Genomic DNA, 16736 nt, shown 5'->3' with positions numbered 1-16736 from the left:
GGGGCGCGGCGGGGGGGCACCCGGCCCCGCCCCCCGCCCCCGGCGCCCCCCCCCCCCCCCCACCCCCGCGGGGGGGGGGGGGGCCGCCCCGCCCGGGCCCCCCCCACCCCGGGAACCACCGCGGCGCCCCGGACGTCACTCCCCCGATGAGCGGGCGCGATCAACGATCCGTCCAGGTCACGGGCCGTCGTCGAACCGAACGGATGGGTGGGGAGTTGTGACGGACAAGGTGAGCGGCAACCAGCAGGGCACGGCACGGCGGCACTTCGCGGTCACCGGTTTCGCGACCGGCGAGGACGGCCGGGCCCGGCGGGCCCGGGAACGCGGCAAGGCGCTGCGGGACCGGGTGCCCCGGGAACGGCACGCCCGGTTCACGCCCGCCCCCGGCCGGCCGACCGCCGTGGAGGCGATCGAGGCCTCCAACGCGGGCCGGCTCGCCGGCCTGGTGCCGATCCGGATCGGCCGGATGGCCGCCACCCCGTTCGCCTTCCTGCGCGGCTCCGCCGGGCTGATGGCCGCCGACCTCGCGGGCACGCCCGCCACCGGGGTCGGCGCCCAGCTGTGCGGCGACGCGCACGCCGCCAACTTCGGCCTGTACGGCGACGCCCGCGGCCAACTCGTCATGGACATCAACGACTTCGACGAGACGGTGCCCGGCCCCTGGGAGTGGGACCTCAAGCGGCTCGCCGCCAGCCTCGTCCTCGCCGGGCGCGAGACCGGTGCGAGCGAGGCGATCGCCCGCGAGGCCGCCCAGCACGCGGCCGGCTCCTACCGCCGCACCATGCGCACCCTCGCCAAGCTGCCCGCGCTGGACGCCTGGAACGCCGTCGCCGACGAGCAGTTGGTCTCCTTCGCCGAGGCGCACGACCTCGCCGAGGTGCTGCAAAAGGTCGGCGCGAAGGCGCTCGGCAACACCAGCGCCCGGTTCGCCGCCCGCAGCACCATCCGGACGGCGGACGGCGGTTGGCGCTTCACCGCCGCTCCGCCGGTGCTCACCGAGGTCTCCGACGCCACCGCCCGCGCCGTCGCCGAGGCGCTCGGCCCGTACGTGGCGACCGTGCCCGCCGAGGTGCGCACCCTGCTCGCCCGCCACCGGGTGCAGGACGTCGCCTTCCGGGTCGTCGGCACCGGCAGCGTCGGCACCCGCTCGTACGTCGTGCTGCTCACCGACCACCGCGACCAGCCGCTCGTGCTGCAGGTCAAGGAGGCCCGCCCGTCGGTGCTGCTGCCGCACCTCACCGGCGTCGGGCCGGTCGACCACGAGGGCCGGCGGGTGGTGCTCGGCCAGAAGCACATGCAGGTCGTCAGCGACACCCTGCTCGGCTGGACCACGGTGGACGGACTCCCGTACCAGGTAAGGCAGTTCCGCAACCGCAAGGGCAGCGTCGACCCGGCCGCGCTGCTGCCCGGCCAGCTCGACGACTACGCCCGGATCACCGGCGCCCTGCTCGCCCGCGCCCACGCCCACACCGCCGACCCCGGCCTGCTCGCCGGCTACTGCGGCCGCGGCGAGACCCTGGACGACGCCGTCGCCACCTTCGCCGTCGCCTACGCCGACCGCACCGAGGCCGACCACGCCGACCTGCTCGCGGCGGTGCGCAGCGGGCGGCTGCCCGCCGAGCGGGGGGTGTGAGCCGAGGGTGCCGAAGCGGGCCCCCGGCGCCCGCCTTGACGCGGCCGCGATGATCCACACAGACTGCCCTCCGCCAGGTCGGCATGACCTGACGTCACCGCACCACTGGGGGATCCCGTGAACATCGCCGCCACCGAAGCCGTCGCCGAGCAGCCCGTGCTCGTCATCGAGAACCTCGACCAGCCCGGCGACGCGGCCTCCTTCTGCGACTTCTGCCTCCGCGACGCTCGCACCGAGGCCTGAGCCCCACCCCCTCCACCCCGTACGCACCACCCGGAAGAACACCGTGAACCACATCGCCACCGAGCAGCCCGTCCTGGTCGTCGAGAACCTGGACCAGTCCGCCGACACCATCCACTTCTGCTGGCGTCACCAGGCGTCCCAGGAGGGTGAGAGCGTCGGGGTCGTCGCGGCGTGACGGAGCTCGTCGGGTTCAAGCGCCACCTGCACGCCGAGGTGATCGCGGGCGACGCCACCTACCTGCTCTCCGAGCGGGAGGTGCTGGCGCTCCAGGGCGCGCACGTGGCCGCGGTCGCCCCGCTGCTGGACGGCAGTCGCGATCTGGCCGCCGTCCAGCGGGAGTTGGCGCCCGGGGTGCCGGCCGCCCAGGTCGAGGCGCTGGTCGGCGCGCTCGACCGGGCGGGGCTCCTCGCGCGCCGGTCCGCGCCCGGTCCGGACGGGCCGGGCACCGCGGACGAGCACGCGCAGGAGGCCTACTGGGACCTCGCCGGGCTGCCCGGCGAACAGGCCCGGGCCAGGACGGCCGCCACCTCGGTGGCCGTCCTGGCCACCGCCGGGGCCGACCGCACCGGCCTGGGCGACGCGATGGCCGAGGCCTGCCGCCAGGCCGGCCTGGCCGTCACCGACCCCACCGACGAGGCCGCCGCCCTCACCCTCGTGGTCTGCGAGGACTACCTCGCCCCCGAGCTGGCGCGGATCGACGCCGAGCACCGCGCCACCGGCCGGCCCTGGCTGCTGGTCCGGCCGGCCGCCGCCGAGCCCTGGGTGGGCCCGGTCCTGCGGCCCGGCGAGGGCCCCTGCTGGCACTGCCTGGCCCACCGGCTGCGCGCCCACCGCGCCTCGGAGCTCCCGGTGCGGCGCGCCCTCGGGCTCGACGGCCCGGCCCCGCGCCCGACCGCCGTACTCCCGGCCGTCCGGGCCACCGCCCTGCACCTCGCCGCGCTGGAAGCGGCCAAGTGGCTGGCCGGGCTGCGCCACCCGGGCCAGTCCGCGATCCACACCCTGAACAGCGTCACCCTCGCCGGGCGCGACCACGAGGTGCGGCAGCGTCCGCAGTGCCCGCAGTGCGGCGACCCGGGGCTGGTCGCCCGGCAGGTGGCGCGGCCGGTCGCCTTCACCTCCCGGCTCAAGGTCGCCGGGGCCGGTGGCGGGCACCGCTCGCAGACGCCCCGCCAGATGCTGGACCGCTACCGGCACCTGGTCAGCCCCGTGACCGGGCTGGTCCAGGAGCTGCGGCCGGAGCGGCGCGGCCCGGAGTTCCTGCACGGCTTCACCTCGGGGCGCAACCTCGCGATGGGCTCCGGCACGCTCAAGGGCCTGCGGGCCGGCCTGCGCGGCGTCAGCGGCGGCAAGGGCGTGACCGCGCTGGACGCCGAGGTCGGGGCGCTGTGCGAGGCTCTGGAACGGTACTCGGGCAGCTTGCAGGGCGACGAGCCCCGGATCCGGGAGCGCTTCGGCGCCCTCGGGCCGGAGGCCGTGCACCCCGACGCCTGCCAGCTGTTCGACCCGCGCCAGTACGACGGGCGCGAGGAGTGGAACGCCCGGCAGATGGCCTTCCACCAGGTGCCCGAGCCCTTCGACCCGGACGTGCCGGTCGACTGGACCCCGGTCTGGTCGGTGCTCGACCAGCGGCAGCGGCTGCTGCCGACCGCGATGCTGTACTTCGACGGCGGGCTGCACGAGGGCGTGCCGCCGGTCGCGGGCAACCGCTTCGTGCACGCCGACTCCAACGGCAACGCGGCCGGGAGCTGCATCGAGGACGCGGTGCTGCAGGGCTTCCTGGAACTGGTCGAGCGGGACGCCGTCGCGCTGTGGTGGTACAACCGCACCCGCCAGCCCGGCGTCGACCTGTCCCGGTTCGCCGATCCATGGGTGACCGAGCTGGTCTCCGTCTACGCCTCGGTCGACCGCGAGGTGTGGGCCCTCGACCTCACCGCCGATCTGGGCATCCCGGTGTTCGTCGCGCTGTCGCGCCGCACCGACAAGCCGGCCGAGGACATCGTGTTCGGCTTCGGCGCCCACTTCGACCCGGCCCTGGCCCTGCGCCGCGCGCTCACCGAGATGAACCAGCTGCTGCCCGCCGTGGTGGCCGTGACCGCGGACGGTACCGGGTACGGGCTGCGCGATCCGGAGCTGACCTCGTGGTGGCAGGGCTCGACGGTGGCCGACCAGCCGTACCTGCTGCCCGCCGCGGACTGGGCGGCGCGCACCCCCGCCGACTTCGACCACCGCCCGCGCGCCGACCTGCGCGAGGACCTGCGCGCCGTCGAGGAACTGCTGCGCGGGCACGGGCTGGACCTGCTGGTGCTCGACCAGACCCGCCCGGACATCGGCCTGCCGGTGGTGAAGGTGATCGTCCCGGGGCTGCGGCACTTCTGGGCCCGCTACGCACCGGGGCGGCTCTACGACGTGCCGGTCCGCCTGGGCCGGCTGGCCGCCCCGACCCGGTACGAGGACCTCAACCCGATCCCGCTCTTCGTCTGAGTCCTCCGGCCTACCGCGCGAGGAACGGCGCCACCGCGGCGACGAACTCGGCCGGCGCGGTGACGTGCACCAGGTGACCGGCCTCGATCGTGACCAGCCGGCAGTCGGGGATCAGCCGGGCCAGTTCGGCGATCCGCTCCTGCGGCACGTGGCTGGCCGGGCCGCCGGCGACCGCCAGGGTGCGGGCGGTGATCGCGGACAGGCCCTCCCGCCAGGCCCGGTCCGGGCTGTCCAGCTGCGCCTTGACGGCCCGGACCATCGCCCAGTCGAAGTGCGCCGGCTCGTCCGCCCCCTCCGCGGGCGGGCTCGCCGGGCGCGGGTGCAGCGCGGGGACCTCCTCCAGGACCAGCCGGTCGACGCGCTCCGGTGCGGCCTGGGCGACCAGCTGGGCGACCGCGCCGCCCATCGAGTGGCCGACCAGGTCGATCCGGTCCAGGCCGAGGGCGTCGAGGAGGGCGAGCACGTCGTCGCGCATCTGCGGCAGGCCGTACTCACCGGTGCGGCCGCTGTCGCCGTGGCCGCGCAGGTCGGGTGCGTACACCCGGTGCCCGGGGGCGAGTTCGGGCAGCACGACGTCCCAGTCGGCGGCGCGCTCGCCGAGCGCGTGCAGCAGCACCAGCGGCGGGCCGCCGGGCCGGCCGCTCACCCGGTAGGCGAGCGTCACGTCGGGCAGGTCCACGGTTCGAACATCCGTCATGCCCGCCACCCTAGGCGCGGTCCGACAGGCCGACGACGGTTCTTCGCTCAGCGCTAAGCGCCCCGCTCCGGAGGCGGTACGGTGCTGAGCCATGACCCGAGCCCAAGAGGATTTCCTGGCCGTGGCCCGTACGGCCGAGCAGCTGCTGCGCCGCCCCGAGGTCGCGGACGCCTGGCAACAGCCCAGCGCGCTGGCGGAGTTCAGCGTGAGCGGGCTGGCCGGCCACCTGGCCTTCCAGATCCTGTGCCTGCCGACGGCCCTGGCCGGGCCGGTGCCCGTGGAGGAGACCGTCCCGCTGCTCGGGCACTACCAGCGGTCGAAGTGGCTCGGCGCCCCGCTCGACGCGGACATCAACGTGCGCCTGCGGGAGGGCGGCGAGGAGATCGCGGCCGAGGGGCCGGCCGCGCTGGCGGAGGAGGTCGGCGCCGCGATCGCGGAGCTGACGGGCGCGCTGGCGGCGCAGGACGGCGGCAGGCCGGTGCGCCTGCCGTTCTGGGGGGCGTGGTCGCTCACGCTCGACGACTTCCTGGCCACCCGGACGATGGAACTGGCCGTGCACAGCGACGACCTGGCGGTCAGCGTGGGCGTCCCGACCCCCGAGCTCCCGCCGGAGGCCACCGAGGCGGTGGTCGGCCTGCTGGCCCGGCTCGCGGTGTGGCGGCACGGGCCGGTGAACGTCCTGCGCGCCCTCAGCCGCGCGGAGCGGGCGCCGGGGAGCATCGCCGCGCTCTGACGTCCGCCCGAGCGGCGTCGGAGCGGCTCCCCGCCCGGCCCGCGTCAGAGCAGCTCCGCCCGGGCGGCCTGGATGCCCGCCTGGAACCTGGTGCGGGCGCCGAAGCGGTCCATCAGCTCCCGGACCCAGCGCTGCACCGTCCGGGTGGAGACGCCCAGTTGGCGGGCGATCGACTCGTCGGTGAGACCGGCCGCCAGCAGCGGCAGCAGCCGGTGGCGGCGGTCCTCCGCGCTCTCCTGCGCGCCGCCCTCCTCCGGCGGGGCGGGCAGCCGCACGGCCTGGGCCCAGTACAGCTCGAACAGCCCGGCCAGCGCGTCCAGCAGCGTGGAGGAACGGATCAGCAGCACACTCTGCAGCTCGGTGCCCGCACTGACCGGCAGCAGGGCCCACCGGTCGTCCAACAGGGCCAGTTTCAGCGGTAGTTCGATGTGCACCCGGGCCTGTTCCCCGGCCGCGGCGAAGGTGTGGATCTCGGCCAGCCGGTCGGCGTCCCGCAGCACCTGGCTGTGGTACACCACCCGGGTCGTCACCCCCCGGGCCAGCAGCGCCAGTTCGGTCCGCGGATCGGTGCGGCGGATGTACGGCGGGCGGTCCAGGACCCGCAGCCGGTCCCGCACGCCCAGCTGCAGGGTGCGCCACAGCTCGGCGATCGACCGCTGCCCGCAGATCACCTCGACCGGCCCGTCCGCCCCGGCGTCGTCCCGGCCCTTCCGGTAGGCGCGGGTCAGCTCGCCGATCCGCCCCCGGGCGCGCCGCAGTTCGACCTCCCGCCGCAGCGCCAGCTCCTCCAGCGCGACGTCCGGCGGCACCGCCGCCCACTCCCCCGCCGCGCCGGGCTCCACCAGCCCCTGCTCGGCGAGCGCGGCGAGCGCGGCGGCCACGACCGGGGTGCGCAGGTTCAACCGGGCGGCCAGCTCCCGCGGATCGGCGGCCCGGGTGCCGAGCAGCCGCAGGTAGAGCTGTTCCTCGACCGCGCCGAGGCCGAATCCGGCGAGCACGCCCGACCCCGACACGGCTTCCTCCCTCGCATCCTGGACCGCCTGGGCAACAGAGCGACTGTGCGCCTCCGGGTGGCCGAAATCAAGGGGTTGACCGATCGACATGTTCCCGCCATGTCGGGTTCCGGTCCCGCCGGCTCCCTTCCCGGCCGAGGCGGGCGCCCGCAAGCTTGGCGGCACCCCACACCCCCTCAGAAGGAGCCCCCCATGGCCCTTTCCCGCACCGGCCGCCTGGTGCTCGCCGCCCTGCTGGCCGTCCCGGCCGCCGCGGCCGCGTCCCCCGCCGTCGCCGCGCCCGCCGGCCACGGCGCCGCCGCGCACGGCTACGCCCCGCACCACTACGGCCACGGACCCCGCTTCGACGGCGGTGTCTGGGGCGGCTACGTCGCGCAGGGCAGCGGGTTCCAGAGCGTCTCGGGCTCCTGGACCATGCCGGACGTGCAGTGCAACACCACCAACGACCTGTTCGCGCCCTGGGTCGGCATCGACGGCTACGGCTCGCAGACCGTCGAGCAGACCGGCGTCCAGGCCGACTGCTCCAGCGGCTCCCCGGTCTACTCCGCCTGGTACGAGATGTACCCGGCGCCGCCGCAGTACTTCAGCGACCCGGTCAGCGCCGGCGACAGCTTCACCGCCTCCGTGGTCAACAGCGGCGGCTCGGACTACACGCTGCGGATCACCGACACCACCAAGGGCTGGACCGAGACCACCACCCAGCGACTGAACGGCCAGAACGTCAGCGCCGAGGCCGTGATCGAGTCGCCGAGCCAGAGCTACCCGTCCTTCAGCCGGCTGGACTTCTCCGGCGTCACCGTCAACGGCCAGGTCTTCGACGCCTACGCGCCGCAGGCCATCGACAGCGGGCCGTACACCGATACCCCGCTCGGCAACGGGTCCTTCTCGATCGTCCCGGCCTGACCGGCCCCGATGCGGCGCGTCCGCCCCGGCCCGTCTCGGTACGGGCCGGGGCGGACGCGTGCCCACGGGCGCGGCGGACGCTACGGGCGGTCCGCCGGGGCGTTCGCGCGCCGGGCCGCCCGGTTGGCGCACACCGACGCCAGCACGGCGAGCCCCGCGACGCCAGCGCACACGGCGCTGGCGGACAGGTAGGCGGCCCGGTGGCCGCCGCCCGCGGCGGTGTGGCGCAGGTAGACGCCGGAGAGCGCCGACACGGCGACGGCCGCGGCGATCCGCTGCGCCATCTGCAGGATCGCCCCGCTCACCCCGGCCGCCTCGGCGGGCGCGTGCCGCAGCACGTACGCCTGGTTGGTGGAGCCCATCAGGCCGATCGAGGCGCCGCTGAGGAGTTGGAGCAGGGCGAGCAGCCAGGGCAGCACCGCGGTCGGCGCCCAGTGGGCGAGCAGGCCGCTGGCGAGCATGGCGACGGCGGAGCCGGTCATGCCGGCGGTGACGGTGCGCCGGCCGAAGCGCTGGACCACCCGCCAGGCCAGCGCGGAGGCCACGCCCATGGCGACCGCGGAGGGCAGCGCGACCAGGGCCGCGCCCATCGGGGACAGCCCGAGGCCGTCCTGCAGGAACATGGTGAGGACGAGCGAGGCGGCCAGCGAGGAGCCGAACTGGGCCATCGCGGTGGCGGTGCCGAGCGCGTACGGGGCGGAGCGGGTGAGCGCCGGGTGGATCAGCGGCTGCCCGCCGGCGCGGGCGTAGCGGCGCTGCCACCAGGCGAGGGCGCCGAGCAACAGGAGGGCGGCGGCCGCGAAGGCCAGGCCGCCGCGCGGGCCGGGCGGCTGGACGAAGGGCAGCATCAGGACGAGGGTGAGCGCGGCGACGAGCAGCAGGCCGAGCACGTCCAGGTTGGCGCCGCGCGCGCTGGGCCGGGGCTTCGGCAGGTGGCGGACGGCGAGGGCGAGGGTGGCCAGGCCGAACGGGAGGTTGAGCAGGAAGGTGAGCCGCCAGCCGAGTCCGGGGCCGGCGGCGGCCAGCACGGCGCCGCCGATGGGTGGGCCGAGCGCGAAGGCGAGCCCGCCGGTGACGGCGTACATGCCGAGGGCGCGGGCGCGCAGCTGGCCGTCGAAGACGTCCTGGAGGGTGCCGATCATCTGGGAGTTGACGAGGCCGGCGCCGGCTCCCTGGAGCAGCCGGGCGGCGATCAGGACGGCGGGGTCGGTGGCGGTCGCCGAGACCAGGCTGACCAGGGTGAAGACGGCCAGGCCGGTGACGAAGAACCACTTGCGGCCCTTGACGTCGCCGAGCCGCCCGCCGGGGATGAGGGCGAGGCCGAAGGCCAGCGAGTACCCGGCGACGATCCACTGCAGGTGGGCGGGTTGGGCGTGCAGGCTCTCGCGCAGGGCGGGGAGGGCGGTGTTGAGGACGGACTGGTCGAGCAGCGTGGTGAAGCCGCCCGCGACGCAGACCAGCAGGACGCGGCGGCCGGCCGCGTCGAAGCGTTCGCGGGGCGGCTCCGGTATCGCGGCGTCGGGGTGCTCGGTGTCGGCGGCGTTGGCGGCGTTGGCGGCGTTCGGGGAGCTCACGGCTCGCGATGCTATCCCGGCCCGGAGATCCGCTTCTCCGGGTTTCCGGCCTGGTGAGGGGCGCCCGGCAACCGGCCGTCCCCCTCGGGCCGGAGCTCGATGGCGCCGCGCAGCAGGCCGGTCGGGTCGTAGGCCTTCTTCACGGCGGCGAGCCGGGCGTAGCGCTCCGGGCCGTAGCGCTCCCGGGCCCTGCGGTCGGCGCCGCCCTCGGCGTGGTCGAGGCGGGCGCCGCCGGTGCCGAAGGCGCGCATCCGGTCGGCGGTGGCCCGGGACCAGGCGAGGTGCTCGGCGTCCTGCCCGGGGTCGGTCCAGTGCGCGGCCACCGTCAGTCGGTAGCGGGCGCCGCGGCCGGGGAAGGCGGAGTCCTCGTCGGGCACCTGTGCGATGGCGCCGCGCAGATACTCGACCTCGATCGAGCCGAGCGGCGAGGGGTGCTCGCGGGTGGCCGCGACGAGCTGCCGTACGGCGTCGCCGGGGAGGTCGTCGAGGTGGGCGGCCGCGGTGAGGTAGCGGTGGCCCTGGGGCCGGGTGTCGTCCCCGAGCGCCTGCAGGTGCGGGTACGGCAGGGCGCGGTCGATCCGGCCGGCGGGCGCGGCCCCGTCGAAGAGCTCGGCGGTCCGGGCCGGGCCGTCCTCCGGGTCGCCGGACCACACCGCGAGCAGGAGGAGTACGGGTTCGCCGCGCAGGTGCTCGGGCACCCACGGCTGCCCGCCCGCGCGCTTCAGCCGGGCGACGGTGTGCAGCTCCGCGGGCTGGCGCCCGGTGTACGCCCGGTACGCGGCCAGGGCGGCGGGGGCGTCGTCGAGGGCGTGGACGCCGACGCTGAACAGCACCTGGCCGACCGGGCGCAGCCGCAGCGTGAAGCGGGTGACCACGCCGAAGGTGCCGCCTCCGCCGCGCAGCGCCCACAGCAGCTCGGGGTGGCTGTCCTCGGTGGCATCGATGATCGAGCCGTCGGCGAGGACGACCTGGGCGGCGAGGATGTGGTCGCAGGTCAGGCCCCAGCGGCGGGCGAGCCAGCCGTGTCCGCCGCCGAGGGCGAGCCCGCCGAGCCCGGCGTCGGCGACCGGGCCGGCCGGACAGGCCAGGCCGTACGGGGCGGTGACGGTGTCGAGGTCGCGCACCAGGGCGCCGCCCTCGGCGACGGCGACGCGGGCTCCGGTGTCGACGGTGACGGCGCGCATCGGCGAGACGTCGACCATCAGCGCGCCGTCCGCGACGGAGCCGCCGCCGCCGTGGCCGCCGCCGCGCACGGTGACGTCGAGGCCGGCGGCGGCCGCGTAGCGCAGGGCCTCGCTCACCTCGGTCGCGGTGCGGCAGCGGGCGATATGGGCGGGGCGGCGGTCGTGCCGGCCGTTCCACACCGCCCGGGTGTCGTCGTAGGAGTCGTCGCCGGGGCTCAGCCAGTGTTCGGGCAGGTCGGGCGGTACGGCCCGGCGGGGAACCTCTCCCAGCACGGTGGCGGCTCCTCTCGCTGACGGACGCACGGGTCGGCGGACTCTCGGGTCCACCCAATCGTGGACCCGTCGACGAGTCCAGGTGCACGGCGCACGGACGAGACGTGGGGCGCCTGAAAAGTGCGCGTAAACACCGTACGTCGCACCGGGTTTCGGCCAGCATTCGGCCGGATCGGGCCGTCCCCCTCGGCGGGTGCGGTCGGCCGGCCGACGCCCCCCGCCGCCACGCGTACGGACGGATCTGCGATCGGCAGGGATGCCGAACTGCCGGTGTCGGTCCGGGTTCCCAGCGTGACGCCGATCATATGATGACCCGGGGATCGCGGCCGATCGACGGTCGCGGGAGCGGGGGGACGATCGTGTTCGGCATCATTCGACCGTGCAGACACCGGCTGTCCGAGCAACTCCGGACGTCCTGGATGGCGCACCTGTGCGGGCTCTGCCTCGCCCTGCGCGACGACCACGGCCAACTCGCCCGCACCGCCACCAATTACGACGGTCTGATCATCTCCGTCCTGGTCGAGGCCCAGGCCGCCCGCGCGGACTCCTCCTGGCGGCGCACCGCCGGCCCCTGCCCGCTGCGCGGCATGCGCAGCGCCTCCGTCGCCCGCGGCGAGGGCGCCCGGCTCGCCGCCGCCGTCTCGCTCGCCCTCGCCTCGGTCAAGATCCGCGACCACGTCGAGGACGGCGACGGCCTGTTCGCCCGCCGCCCGGTCGCCGCCGGGGCCCGGGCCGTCACCCGCCGCTGGGACCGCAAGAGCGCCGGCACCGCCTCCGTCGTCGGCTTCGACACCGGCGTGCTGCTCGAAGCAGCCGCCCGGCAGAGCGCGTTGGAGCGCTCGCTGCCGCCCGGCGGCTCCGTCCTGCTGGTCACCGAGCCCACCGAGACCGCCACCGCGGCCGCCTTCGCGCACACCGCGGTGCTCGCCGGACGGCCCGGGAACGCCGCCCCGCTGGCCGAGGCCGGCCGGCTCTTCGGCCGGCTCGCCCATCTCCTGGACGCCGCCGAGGACCAGGCCGCCGACGCCGCGAGCGGCGCCTGGAACCCGCTCACCGCCACCGGCACCGACCGCGCTGAGGCCGAACGGCTCTGCCGGGACGCCGTCCACGGCATCCGGCTCGCACTCGGCGAGGTCGAGCTGACCGACCGCGCGCTGGTGCACGCGCTGCTGGCGCACGAGACGGGGCGCGCCGTCGACCGGGTCTTCGGCCCGGCGGGGCACGGCGCCGCCTGCCGCGCGCACTCCACCACCCCGCAGTCCACCACCCCGCAGTCCGCCGCCTCGCCGTCCGGCCCGGCGCCACGGGACGCACCTCCGCAGGACGCACCGCCGCCGCACCACCCCGACCAGGCGCCGGTTCCGCCGTGGGTGCCGCAGGGCCCCGGCTTCACCCCGCCCGGCGAGAAGCCGCCGAACCCGCGCAACCTGCTGGCCGGTTGCGCGGTCTGGGCGCTGATGGCCTGCTCGTGCCAGCTGTGCTGCTGCGAGCACGAGGACCCGTTCAGCCGGGAGCGCCGCGAGGGCTTCTGCAGCCGGAACTGCTGTTGCGAACAGTGCTGCAACCCCGGGAACTGCAACGGCTGCCCCGGCTGCCCCGGGGGCGACGGCAGTGGCAGCGGCGACGGCTGCGACTGTGACTGCGACTGCGACTGCGACTGCTGCGACGGCTGTGATTGTTGCGACTGCTGTGACTGCGGCGGCTGTTGACGGCCGGTCGGCCCGGTCATGCGCGAGGGCCCGGGGCGCCGGTACGGCACCCCGGGCCCTCGTCCGTCCGGTGACGACTCCCTCAGCCCTCCCGGCCGGCCGCCTCCCGGTCCGCGGCCAGCGAGCTCTCCAGCCGCGCCAGCAACTGCCGGAACCTCTCGGTGTCCTGCTCCGTCATCCGCCCCTCGGGCACCGGCCGCCCGGCCGTTCTCTCGTCCATGGCCCCGACGTTAGGCCGAGACGATCAACGACCGATAAACACGGCATCCGGGCCGGGGCGCCGCACGCCGCTACGGCTGCGGTTGCGGTTGCGATTGCGGCTGCGGTTGCGGCTGCGGGAAGAGCGCCTCCAGCACCTCGGCGACCCCGTCCTCGTCGTTGCCGTTGGCGATCCGGTCCGCCAGGTCCAGCACCTCCGCGCGGGCATTGGCCATGGCGTAGGACGTCCCGGCCCATCCGAGCATCGGCAGGTCGTTGGGCATGTCGCCGAACGCGATGGTGTCCTCGCGGGCGATCCCGTGCCGCCGGGCCAGTTCGTCGAGGGCGGTGGCCTTGCTGACGCCCCACGCGACCATCTCGACCAGCCGCTCGCCGCCGGAGTGGTAGAGGCCGACCCGCCCGCCCACCACCGGGAGCAGCCGCCGCACCAGTGCGGAGGCGGACAGCGTGGGGTGCCGGCCGAGCAGTTTGGGCGCGGGCCGCCCGAACAGCCGGACGTCGTCGAGGCGTCGGACCGGCGGGTCCTCGGCGCTCCACGGGCGCGACTCGTAGTGCTCGTCGGCGACCAGTTCGTCCGCGTACTCGACGGCCAGCCCGATGCCGGGGACGGCCTCACGGATCAGTCGGGCGGTCTCGCCCAGCACGTCGGCCGGGATCGACCGCTCGGCGACCACCGTACGGGTGCTCAGGTCGAAGCCGAGCGCGCCGTTGGAGCAGATCGCCACGCCCCGGTGGCCGAAGGCGCCGGCGATGTCGCCCATCAGGCTCGGCGGGCGGCCGGTGACCAGGACGACGAGCGCGCCGGCCCGTTCGGCCCGGGCCAGGGCGGCGACGGTCCGGGCGGAGATGGTGCGGTCGCTGCGCACGATCGTGCCGTCGAGATCGGTGGCGACCAGCCGGGGTGGGCGGATCGGGCCGGCGGCCGGTCGGTGGCCTGCGGTCGGGGTGCTCATCGGCGATGCTCCGCGTCGGTCGGGATCGGTCGTGATCGGTCTGGCTTCGGGCGGGGTCGGTCGGGATCGGTCGGTTCGGGTAACAGTCTGCTCGGTCCGGCCGTCACGCGTGCCGAAACCGGGTCACCAGGGCGGCCCGGCCTGCTCGCTGTCCCGCAGCGGCCGCCGCACCGCCCACGGCAGGACGAACCACAGCCCGGCGAAGACCAGCGCGACCAGGGCGGTGAGCAGCACGGCCGCCAGGCCGCCGAGCACCACGTCCAGCACCAGCAGCACCGCACCGCTGAGGGCGGAGGCGAGCAGCACCAGGCCGAGTTGGGCGATCCGCACCGAGACCCGGACGATCCGCTCCTTGCCCGGGTGCCGGAACAGCCCGCGGTGCAGCGCCACCGGCGTGGCGAAGACGGCGGAGGCGAGCACGGCCAGCAGCAGGGTGGTGACGTAGATGTCCTGCTGGCCGTCGCTCAGTTCGGCGAACCGCGGGGTGAAGGCGACGCCGAGCAGGAACGCGAACACGATCTGCACGCCGGTCTGCAACACCCGCAGTTCCTGCAGCAGTTCGACCAGCCGCCGGTCCGCCCGGGCCGCCGGGCTCTCCCCCGGCGGCGGCCCGGCAGGCACGGCATCGGGCACGGGCGGGTTCGGCGGCGGCGGGGTGCTGGTCATGCGTCACATTCTGCGCCAGCCGCGCCGGGGCGGCACGGATACCGCACCGACATCGACACCCGGACCGACACCTCCTGCCCGCGCTCATCGGCCGCACCACCGTCAAGGTCGGCACGCCCTCGGCCGCCGGCGAGCGCGCCTGGCTGGACGCGTTCTTCGACGTCCGGATCGACGACCTGACCAACCCGGCCAACTCCTCCACCGCCGAGGAGTGGCGCAAGTCCGTCGACCGGGTCGAGTGCCTGCGCCGGATCGCCGCGACCGGCAACTACGACCTGGACGGCCCGCTCGCCGTGACCGCGTTCGGCAGCTCGTACACCATCAGCCGAGCCGCCCGGCGCAACCTCGGACTCCGGGGCCCGGTGTGTGGGACCGGGCCCCGGCCCTCACCGATCTGACGGATCATCCGATCGTCATCGACGTTGTTCCACGGCTGTGACACCGCACGCACAGCGCGCTGACCTGACGCTGCCACGCTCTTCCAGAAACGAGAACGACACCCGAGGGGGACCTGGAATGTCCGTGCGCAACAGATTCGGCACCGTCGCCGCGATCGCCCTGACGACCGCCGCCGGCGCGGTCCTGCTCACCGCCTGCGGACCCGACAACACCGACCCGGCACCCGGCGGCACCGCGACCGGCACCGCCGCTCCCGGTCCGGCCGCGCCCGGCACCCCGGGTGCCCCCGGCAAGTCCGGCTCCCCCGCGCCGGGTGGCAAGGAGGTCAACGGCACCTCCGCCGCCAACCACCTCACCATCAGCACCGGCACCCAGACCGTCGCGATGAACGGCGCCATGGTCGACTTCGGCACCGTCGTCCGCGACCTCGCGTGGTCCCCGGACGGCAAGAAGGCCGCGTTCGTCAACGGCGACGGCGACCTCGTCACGGCCGCCCCGGACGGCAGCCACAAGGTCGTCGTCGCCAAGAACCCCGGCGGCGAGACCTGGTCCCACCCCAGCTGGCAGCACGCCACCCAGGACCCCAGCAACGGCACCGTCCCGAACGGCACCGAGCGGTACTCCAACCTGGTCTTCGCCAGCGAGAAGGGCGGGGTGCTGCGCCTGATGACCATCCCCACCAAGACCGTGGGCGGCACCCCCGAGGTGCTCACCCCGCGCCGGTCCGAGGGCGGGGTGGAGGGCAGCATCCCGCAGCCGCCGGAGACCGGCAACACCTGGGCCAACGCGGGCGGGCAGCGCGGCGAGGTCGCCTACGCCAACACCCCGGCGGACGAGGTCTTCATCTACGACGACTACATCCGCCCCAACGCCCGCGACATGGGCAAGGGCTCCCAGCCGGCCCTCTCGCCGGACGGCGAGCACCTGGTCTTCGTCCGCTCGGTGAACGGCCACGACCACCTGTTCAGCGAGGCCGTCAACACCGACAAGCCGACCGCGAAGGACCTCACCCCGTCCGCCACCACCGACTACACCGAGCCCGCGTGGTCCCCGGACGGCAAGACCCTCGCCGCCCGCACCCCGGACGGCGTCGCCACCCTGCCGGCGGACGGCTCCGGTGCGCCGACGAAGATCTCCAGCATCAAGGGCCTGCCGTCCTACCGACCGTGAGCCCCGGTCGAGCTGCGGGCCAACTCGGCCCGCAGCTCGGCGAGATGCTCGTCCGCCGACTCGTGCGGCAGGAACTCCACCAGGTCCAGGAAGCGGAACAGCACCCGGTCCTCGGTGACGGCGAACTCGTAGTCGTCGAACCCGACCACCGCCCCCAGGCCGCCGCGCGCCGCCCCGCGCACGGCGGCCGCCGTCAGGCCGTCACCGGTGTCCGCCACGCCCGCGCGCCGGCGGGCGTTCGGCCGTGCGAGGTACGGGCACACCATCGAGGCGTACAGCATGCAGGCCCGGTGCCCGGGGCCCTCCATGGTCGGCGCGAGGTTGCGGTACGGACGGTCCTCCGCCAGCGCCGCCGCGATCGCCTCGCTCTCGGCCGGGCCCACCACCCGCCACACCGGCCCGCGCGGCATGAGCTCGCCGCAGACGGAACAGCGGCGGGCGACCGCACAGTCGGCGCTGCGGTCATGGTCGGTCAGCGCGAACTGCGGCTGCCCGTCCTGCCAGGGGGTGATCGCCGGCACCGGGTAACCCCGACCGTCCCGGGGACGGGCGCCCACCTCGTCGGGCATCGGCACAAGTTCGAATCGCACCCGCCTATCGATACCAGGCTGATGCACTCCTGGTCGAGCCTGGCCGCGGTGAGGGGAGGAGTTCGGACCTCGCCGAACTCACCGGCGGCCCTCGCCGCGACGAAGGCCCGCCAGGCCTCGGCCCGGAACACCAGCACCGGCCTCTCGGCTCACCACCACCTGGTGACGCCGGCCGGGCCCGGCCCCCCCCCGCGGGGGGGGGGGGGGGGCGGGGGCCCCCCGGGGGGGGGGGGGGGGTGGGTTTTACACGGGCGGGCCGCGCGGGGGGGGGGGGGGGGGGGGGGGGGGGGGGGGGT

The 16736-nt window shown here is 75.7% G+C and carries 17 protein-coding genes; 9 read left to right on the top strand and 8 right to left on the bottom strand.

All coding sequences use genetic code 11. The annotated features are described in order from the left end of the window. The first annotated feature begins 217 nt into the window (after window positions 1-217). From ACPC54_RS19600 to ACPC54_RS19585, 4 genes are all read left to right on the top strand, one after another. Window positions 218-1633, top strand: a complete 1416-nt coding sequence (locus tag ACPC54_RS19600) for a DUF2252 domain-containing protein (RefSeq protein WP_498966287.1) — start codon at window positions 218-220, stop codon at window positions 1631-1633. 117 nt (window positions 1634-1750) lie between these two features. Continuing rightward, complete coding sequence (locus ACPC54_RS19595) at window positions 1751-1876, top strand: hypothetical protein (RefSeq protein ID WP_498966285.1); 126 nt, start codon at window positions 1751-1753, stop codon at window positions 1874-1876. Between the two features lie 43 nt (window positions 1877-1919). Beyond that, on the top strand, window positions 1920-2051 hold the full coding sequence (locus tag ACPC54_RS19590) for a hypothetical protein (protein WP_498966283.1): 132 nt from the start codon (window positions 1920-1922) through the stop codon (window positions 2049-2051). Further along, entirely contained in the window at window positions 2048-4357 is a 2310-nt protein-coding gene (locus ACPC54_RS19585; protein WP_498966281.1) for a TOMM precursor leader peptide-binding protein, read from the top strand. Before ACPC54_RS19590 ends, ACPC54_RS19585 begins: the two co-directional genes overlap by 4 nt. A gap of 10 nt (window positions 4358-4367) precedes the next feature. Here ACPC54_RS19585 and ACPC54_RS19580 read toward each other — a convergent pair whose 3' ends face one another. After that, window positions 4368-5054: an alpha/beta fold hydrolase gene (locus ACPC54_RS19580; protein WP_498966280.1), complete on the bottom strand. Its 687-nt coding sequence runs from the start codon at window positions 5052-5054 to the stop codon at window positions 4368-4370. A gap of 91 nt (window positions 5055-5145) precedes the next feature. Here ACPC54_RS19580 and ACPC54_RS19575 point away from each other — a divergent pair, with 91 nt between their 5' ends. After that, window positions 5146-5787 (top strand): maleylpyruvate isomerase N-terminal domain-containing protein, encoded by a 642-nt coding sequence (locus tag ACPC54_RS19575; protein WP_498966279.1) that lies wholly within the window; start codon window positions 5146-5148, stop codon window positions 5785-5787. Window positions 5788-5831: 44 nt separating this feature from the next. Here the strand turns inward: ACPC54_RS19575 and ACPC54_RS19570 are convergent, their stop codons facing one another. Further along, on the bottom strand, window positions 5832-6800 hold the full coding sequence (locus ACPC54_RS19570; RefSeq protein ID WP_498966277.1) for a helix-turn-helix domain-containing protein: 969 nt from the start codon (window positions 6798-6800) through the stop codon (window positions 5832-5834). 192 nt (window positions 6801-6992) lie between these two features. Here ACPC54_RS19570 and ACPC54_RS19565 point away from each other — a divergent pair, with 192 nt between their 5' ends. After that, complete coding sequence (locus ACPC54_RS19565) at window positions 6993-7703, top strand: G1 family glutamic endopeptidase (protein ID WP_498966275.1); 711 nt, start codon at window positions 6993-6995, stop codon at window positions 7701-7703. An 80-nt stretch (window positions 7704-7783) separates the two neighbouring features. Here ACPC54_RS19565 and ACPC54_RS19560 read toward each other — a convergent pair whose 3' ends face one another. Further along, window positions 7784-9277 (bottom strand): MFS transporter, encoded by a 1494-nt coding sequence (locus ACPC54_RS19560; RefSeq protein ID WP_498966274.1) that lies wholly within the window; start codon window positions 9275-9277, stop codon window positions 7784-7786. Between the two features lie 11 nt (window positions 9278-9288). After that, window positions 9289-10734: an FAD-binding oxidoreductase gene (locus ACPC54_RS19555; protein WP_498966272.1), complete on the bottom strand. Its 1446-nt coding sequence runs from the start codon at window positions 10732-10734 to the stop codon at window positions 9289-9291. 359 nt (window positions 10735-11093) lie between these two features. On the opposite strand from ACPC54_RS19555, the gene ACPC54_RS19550 reads away from it, so the two are divergent. Beyond that, the gene (locus ACPC54_RS19550; RefSeq protein ID WP_498966270.1) at window positions 11094-12443 is read left to right on the top strand and encodes a DUF5685 family protein; all 1350 of its coding nucleotides are present in this window, start codon (window positions 11094-11096) and stop codon (window positions 12441-12443) included. A gap of 82 nt (window positions 12444-12525) precedes the next feature. On the opposite strand, the gene ACPC54_RS19545 is transcribed toward ACPC54_RS19550, so the two are convergent. From ACPC54_RS19545 to ACPC54_RS19535, 3 genes are all read right to left on the bottom strand, one after another. Then, window positions 12526-12663, bottom strand: coding sequence for a hypothetical protein (locus ACPC54_RS19545; protein ID WP_498966269.1), 138 nt, complete (start codon window positions 12661-12663; stop codon window positions 12526-12528). Window positions 12664-12733: 70 nt separating this feature from the next. Beyond that, window positions 12734-13615, bottom strand: a complete 882-nt coding sequence (locus ACPC54_RS19540; RefSeq protein WP_498966268.1) for a Cof-type HAD-IIB family hydrolase — start codon at window positions 13613-13615, stop codon at window positions 12734-12736. A 123-nt stretch (window positions 13616-13738) separates the two neighbouring features. Next, on the bottom strand, window positions 13739-14281 hold the full coding sequence (locus ACPC54_RS19535; protein ID WP_498966267.1) for a DUF6328 family protein: 543 nt from the start codon (window positions 14279-14281) through the stop codon (window positions 13739-13741). Between the two features lie 38 nt (window positions 14282-14319). On the opposite strand from ACPC54_RS19535, the gene ACPC54_RS19530 reads away from it, so the two are divergent. Next, window positions 14320-14679, top strand: coding sequence for a chitosanase (locus tag ACPC54_RS19530; protein ID WP_498966553.1), 360 nt, complete (start codon window positions 14320-14322; stop codon window positions 14677-14679). A 118-nt stretch (window positions 14680-14797) separates the two neighbouring features. Next, window positions 14798-15850, top strand: coding sequence for a TolB family protein (locus tag ACPC54_RS19525; protein ID WP_498966265.1), 1053 nt, complete (start codon window positions 14798-14800; stop codon window positions 15848-15850). Here ACPC54_RS19525 and ACPC54_RS19520 read toward each other — a convergent pair. Continuing rightward, window positions 15838-16440, bottom strand: coding sequence for a hypothetical protein (locus tag ACPC54_RS19520; protein ID WP_498966264.1), 603 nt, complete (start codon window positions 16438-16440; stop codon window positions 15838-15840). The genes ACPC54_RS19525 and ACPC54_RS19520 overlap by 13 nt on opposite strands. Window positions 16441-16736: the final 296 nt, after the last annotated feature.

This window comes from Kitasatospora sp. NPDC094028, from assembly GCF_049543595.1.
Classification (GTDB): domain Bacteria; phylum Actinomycetota; class Actinomycetes; order Streptomycetales; family Streptomycetaceae; genus Kitasatospora.
The sequence above is the reverse complement of the archived record's forward strand: the minus strand, read 5'-3'. Positions and strand labels throughout refer to the sequence as shown.

Coding starts and splice junctions, on each gene's coding strand:
- ACPC54_RS19580 (WP_498966280.1), bottom strand. CDS start 5,054: ATGACGGATGTTCGAACCGTGGACCTGCCCGACGTGACGCTCGCCTAC.
- ACPC54_RS19575 (WP_498966279.1), top strand. CDS start 5,146: ATGACCCGAGCCCAAGAGGATTTCCTGGCCGTGGCCCGTACGGCCGAG.
- ACPC54_RS19565 (WP_498966275.1), top strand. CDS start 6,993: ATGGCCCTTTCCCGCACCGGCCGCCTGGTGCTCGCCGCCCTGCTGGCC.
- ACPC54_RS19545 (WP_498966269.1), bottom strand. CDS start 12,663: ATGGACGAGAGAACGGCCGGGCGGCCGGTGCCCGAGGGGCGGATGACG.
- ACPC54_RS19540 (WP_498966268.1), bottom strand. CDS start 13,615: ATGAGCACCCCGACCGCAGGCCACCGACCGGCCGCCGGCCCGATCCGC.
- ACPC54_RS19535 (WP_498966267.1), bottom strand. CDS start 14,281: ATGACCAGCACCCCGCCGCCGCCGAACCCGCCCGTGCCCGATGCCGTG.
- ACPC54_RS19525 (WP_498966265.1), top strand. CDS start 14,798: ATGTCCGTGCGCAACAGATTCGGCACCGTCGCCGCGATCGCCCTGACG.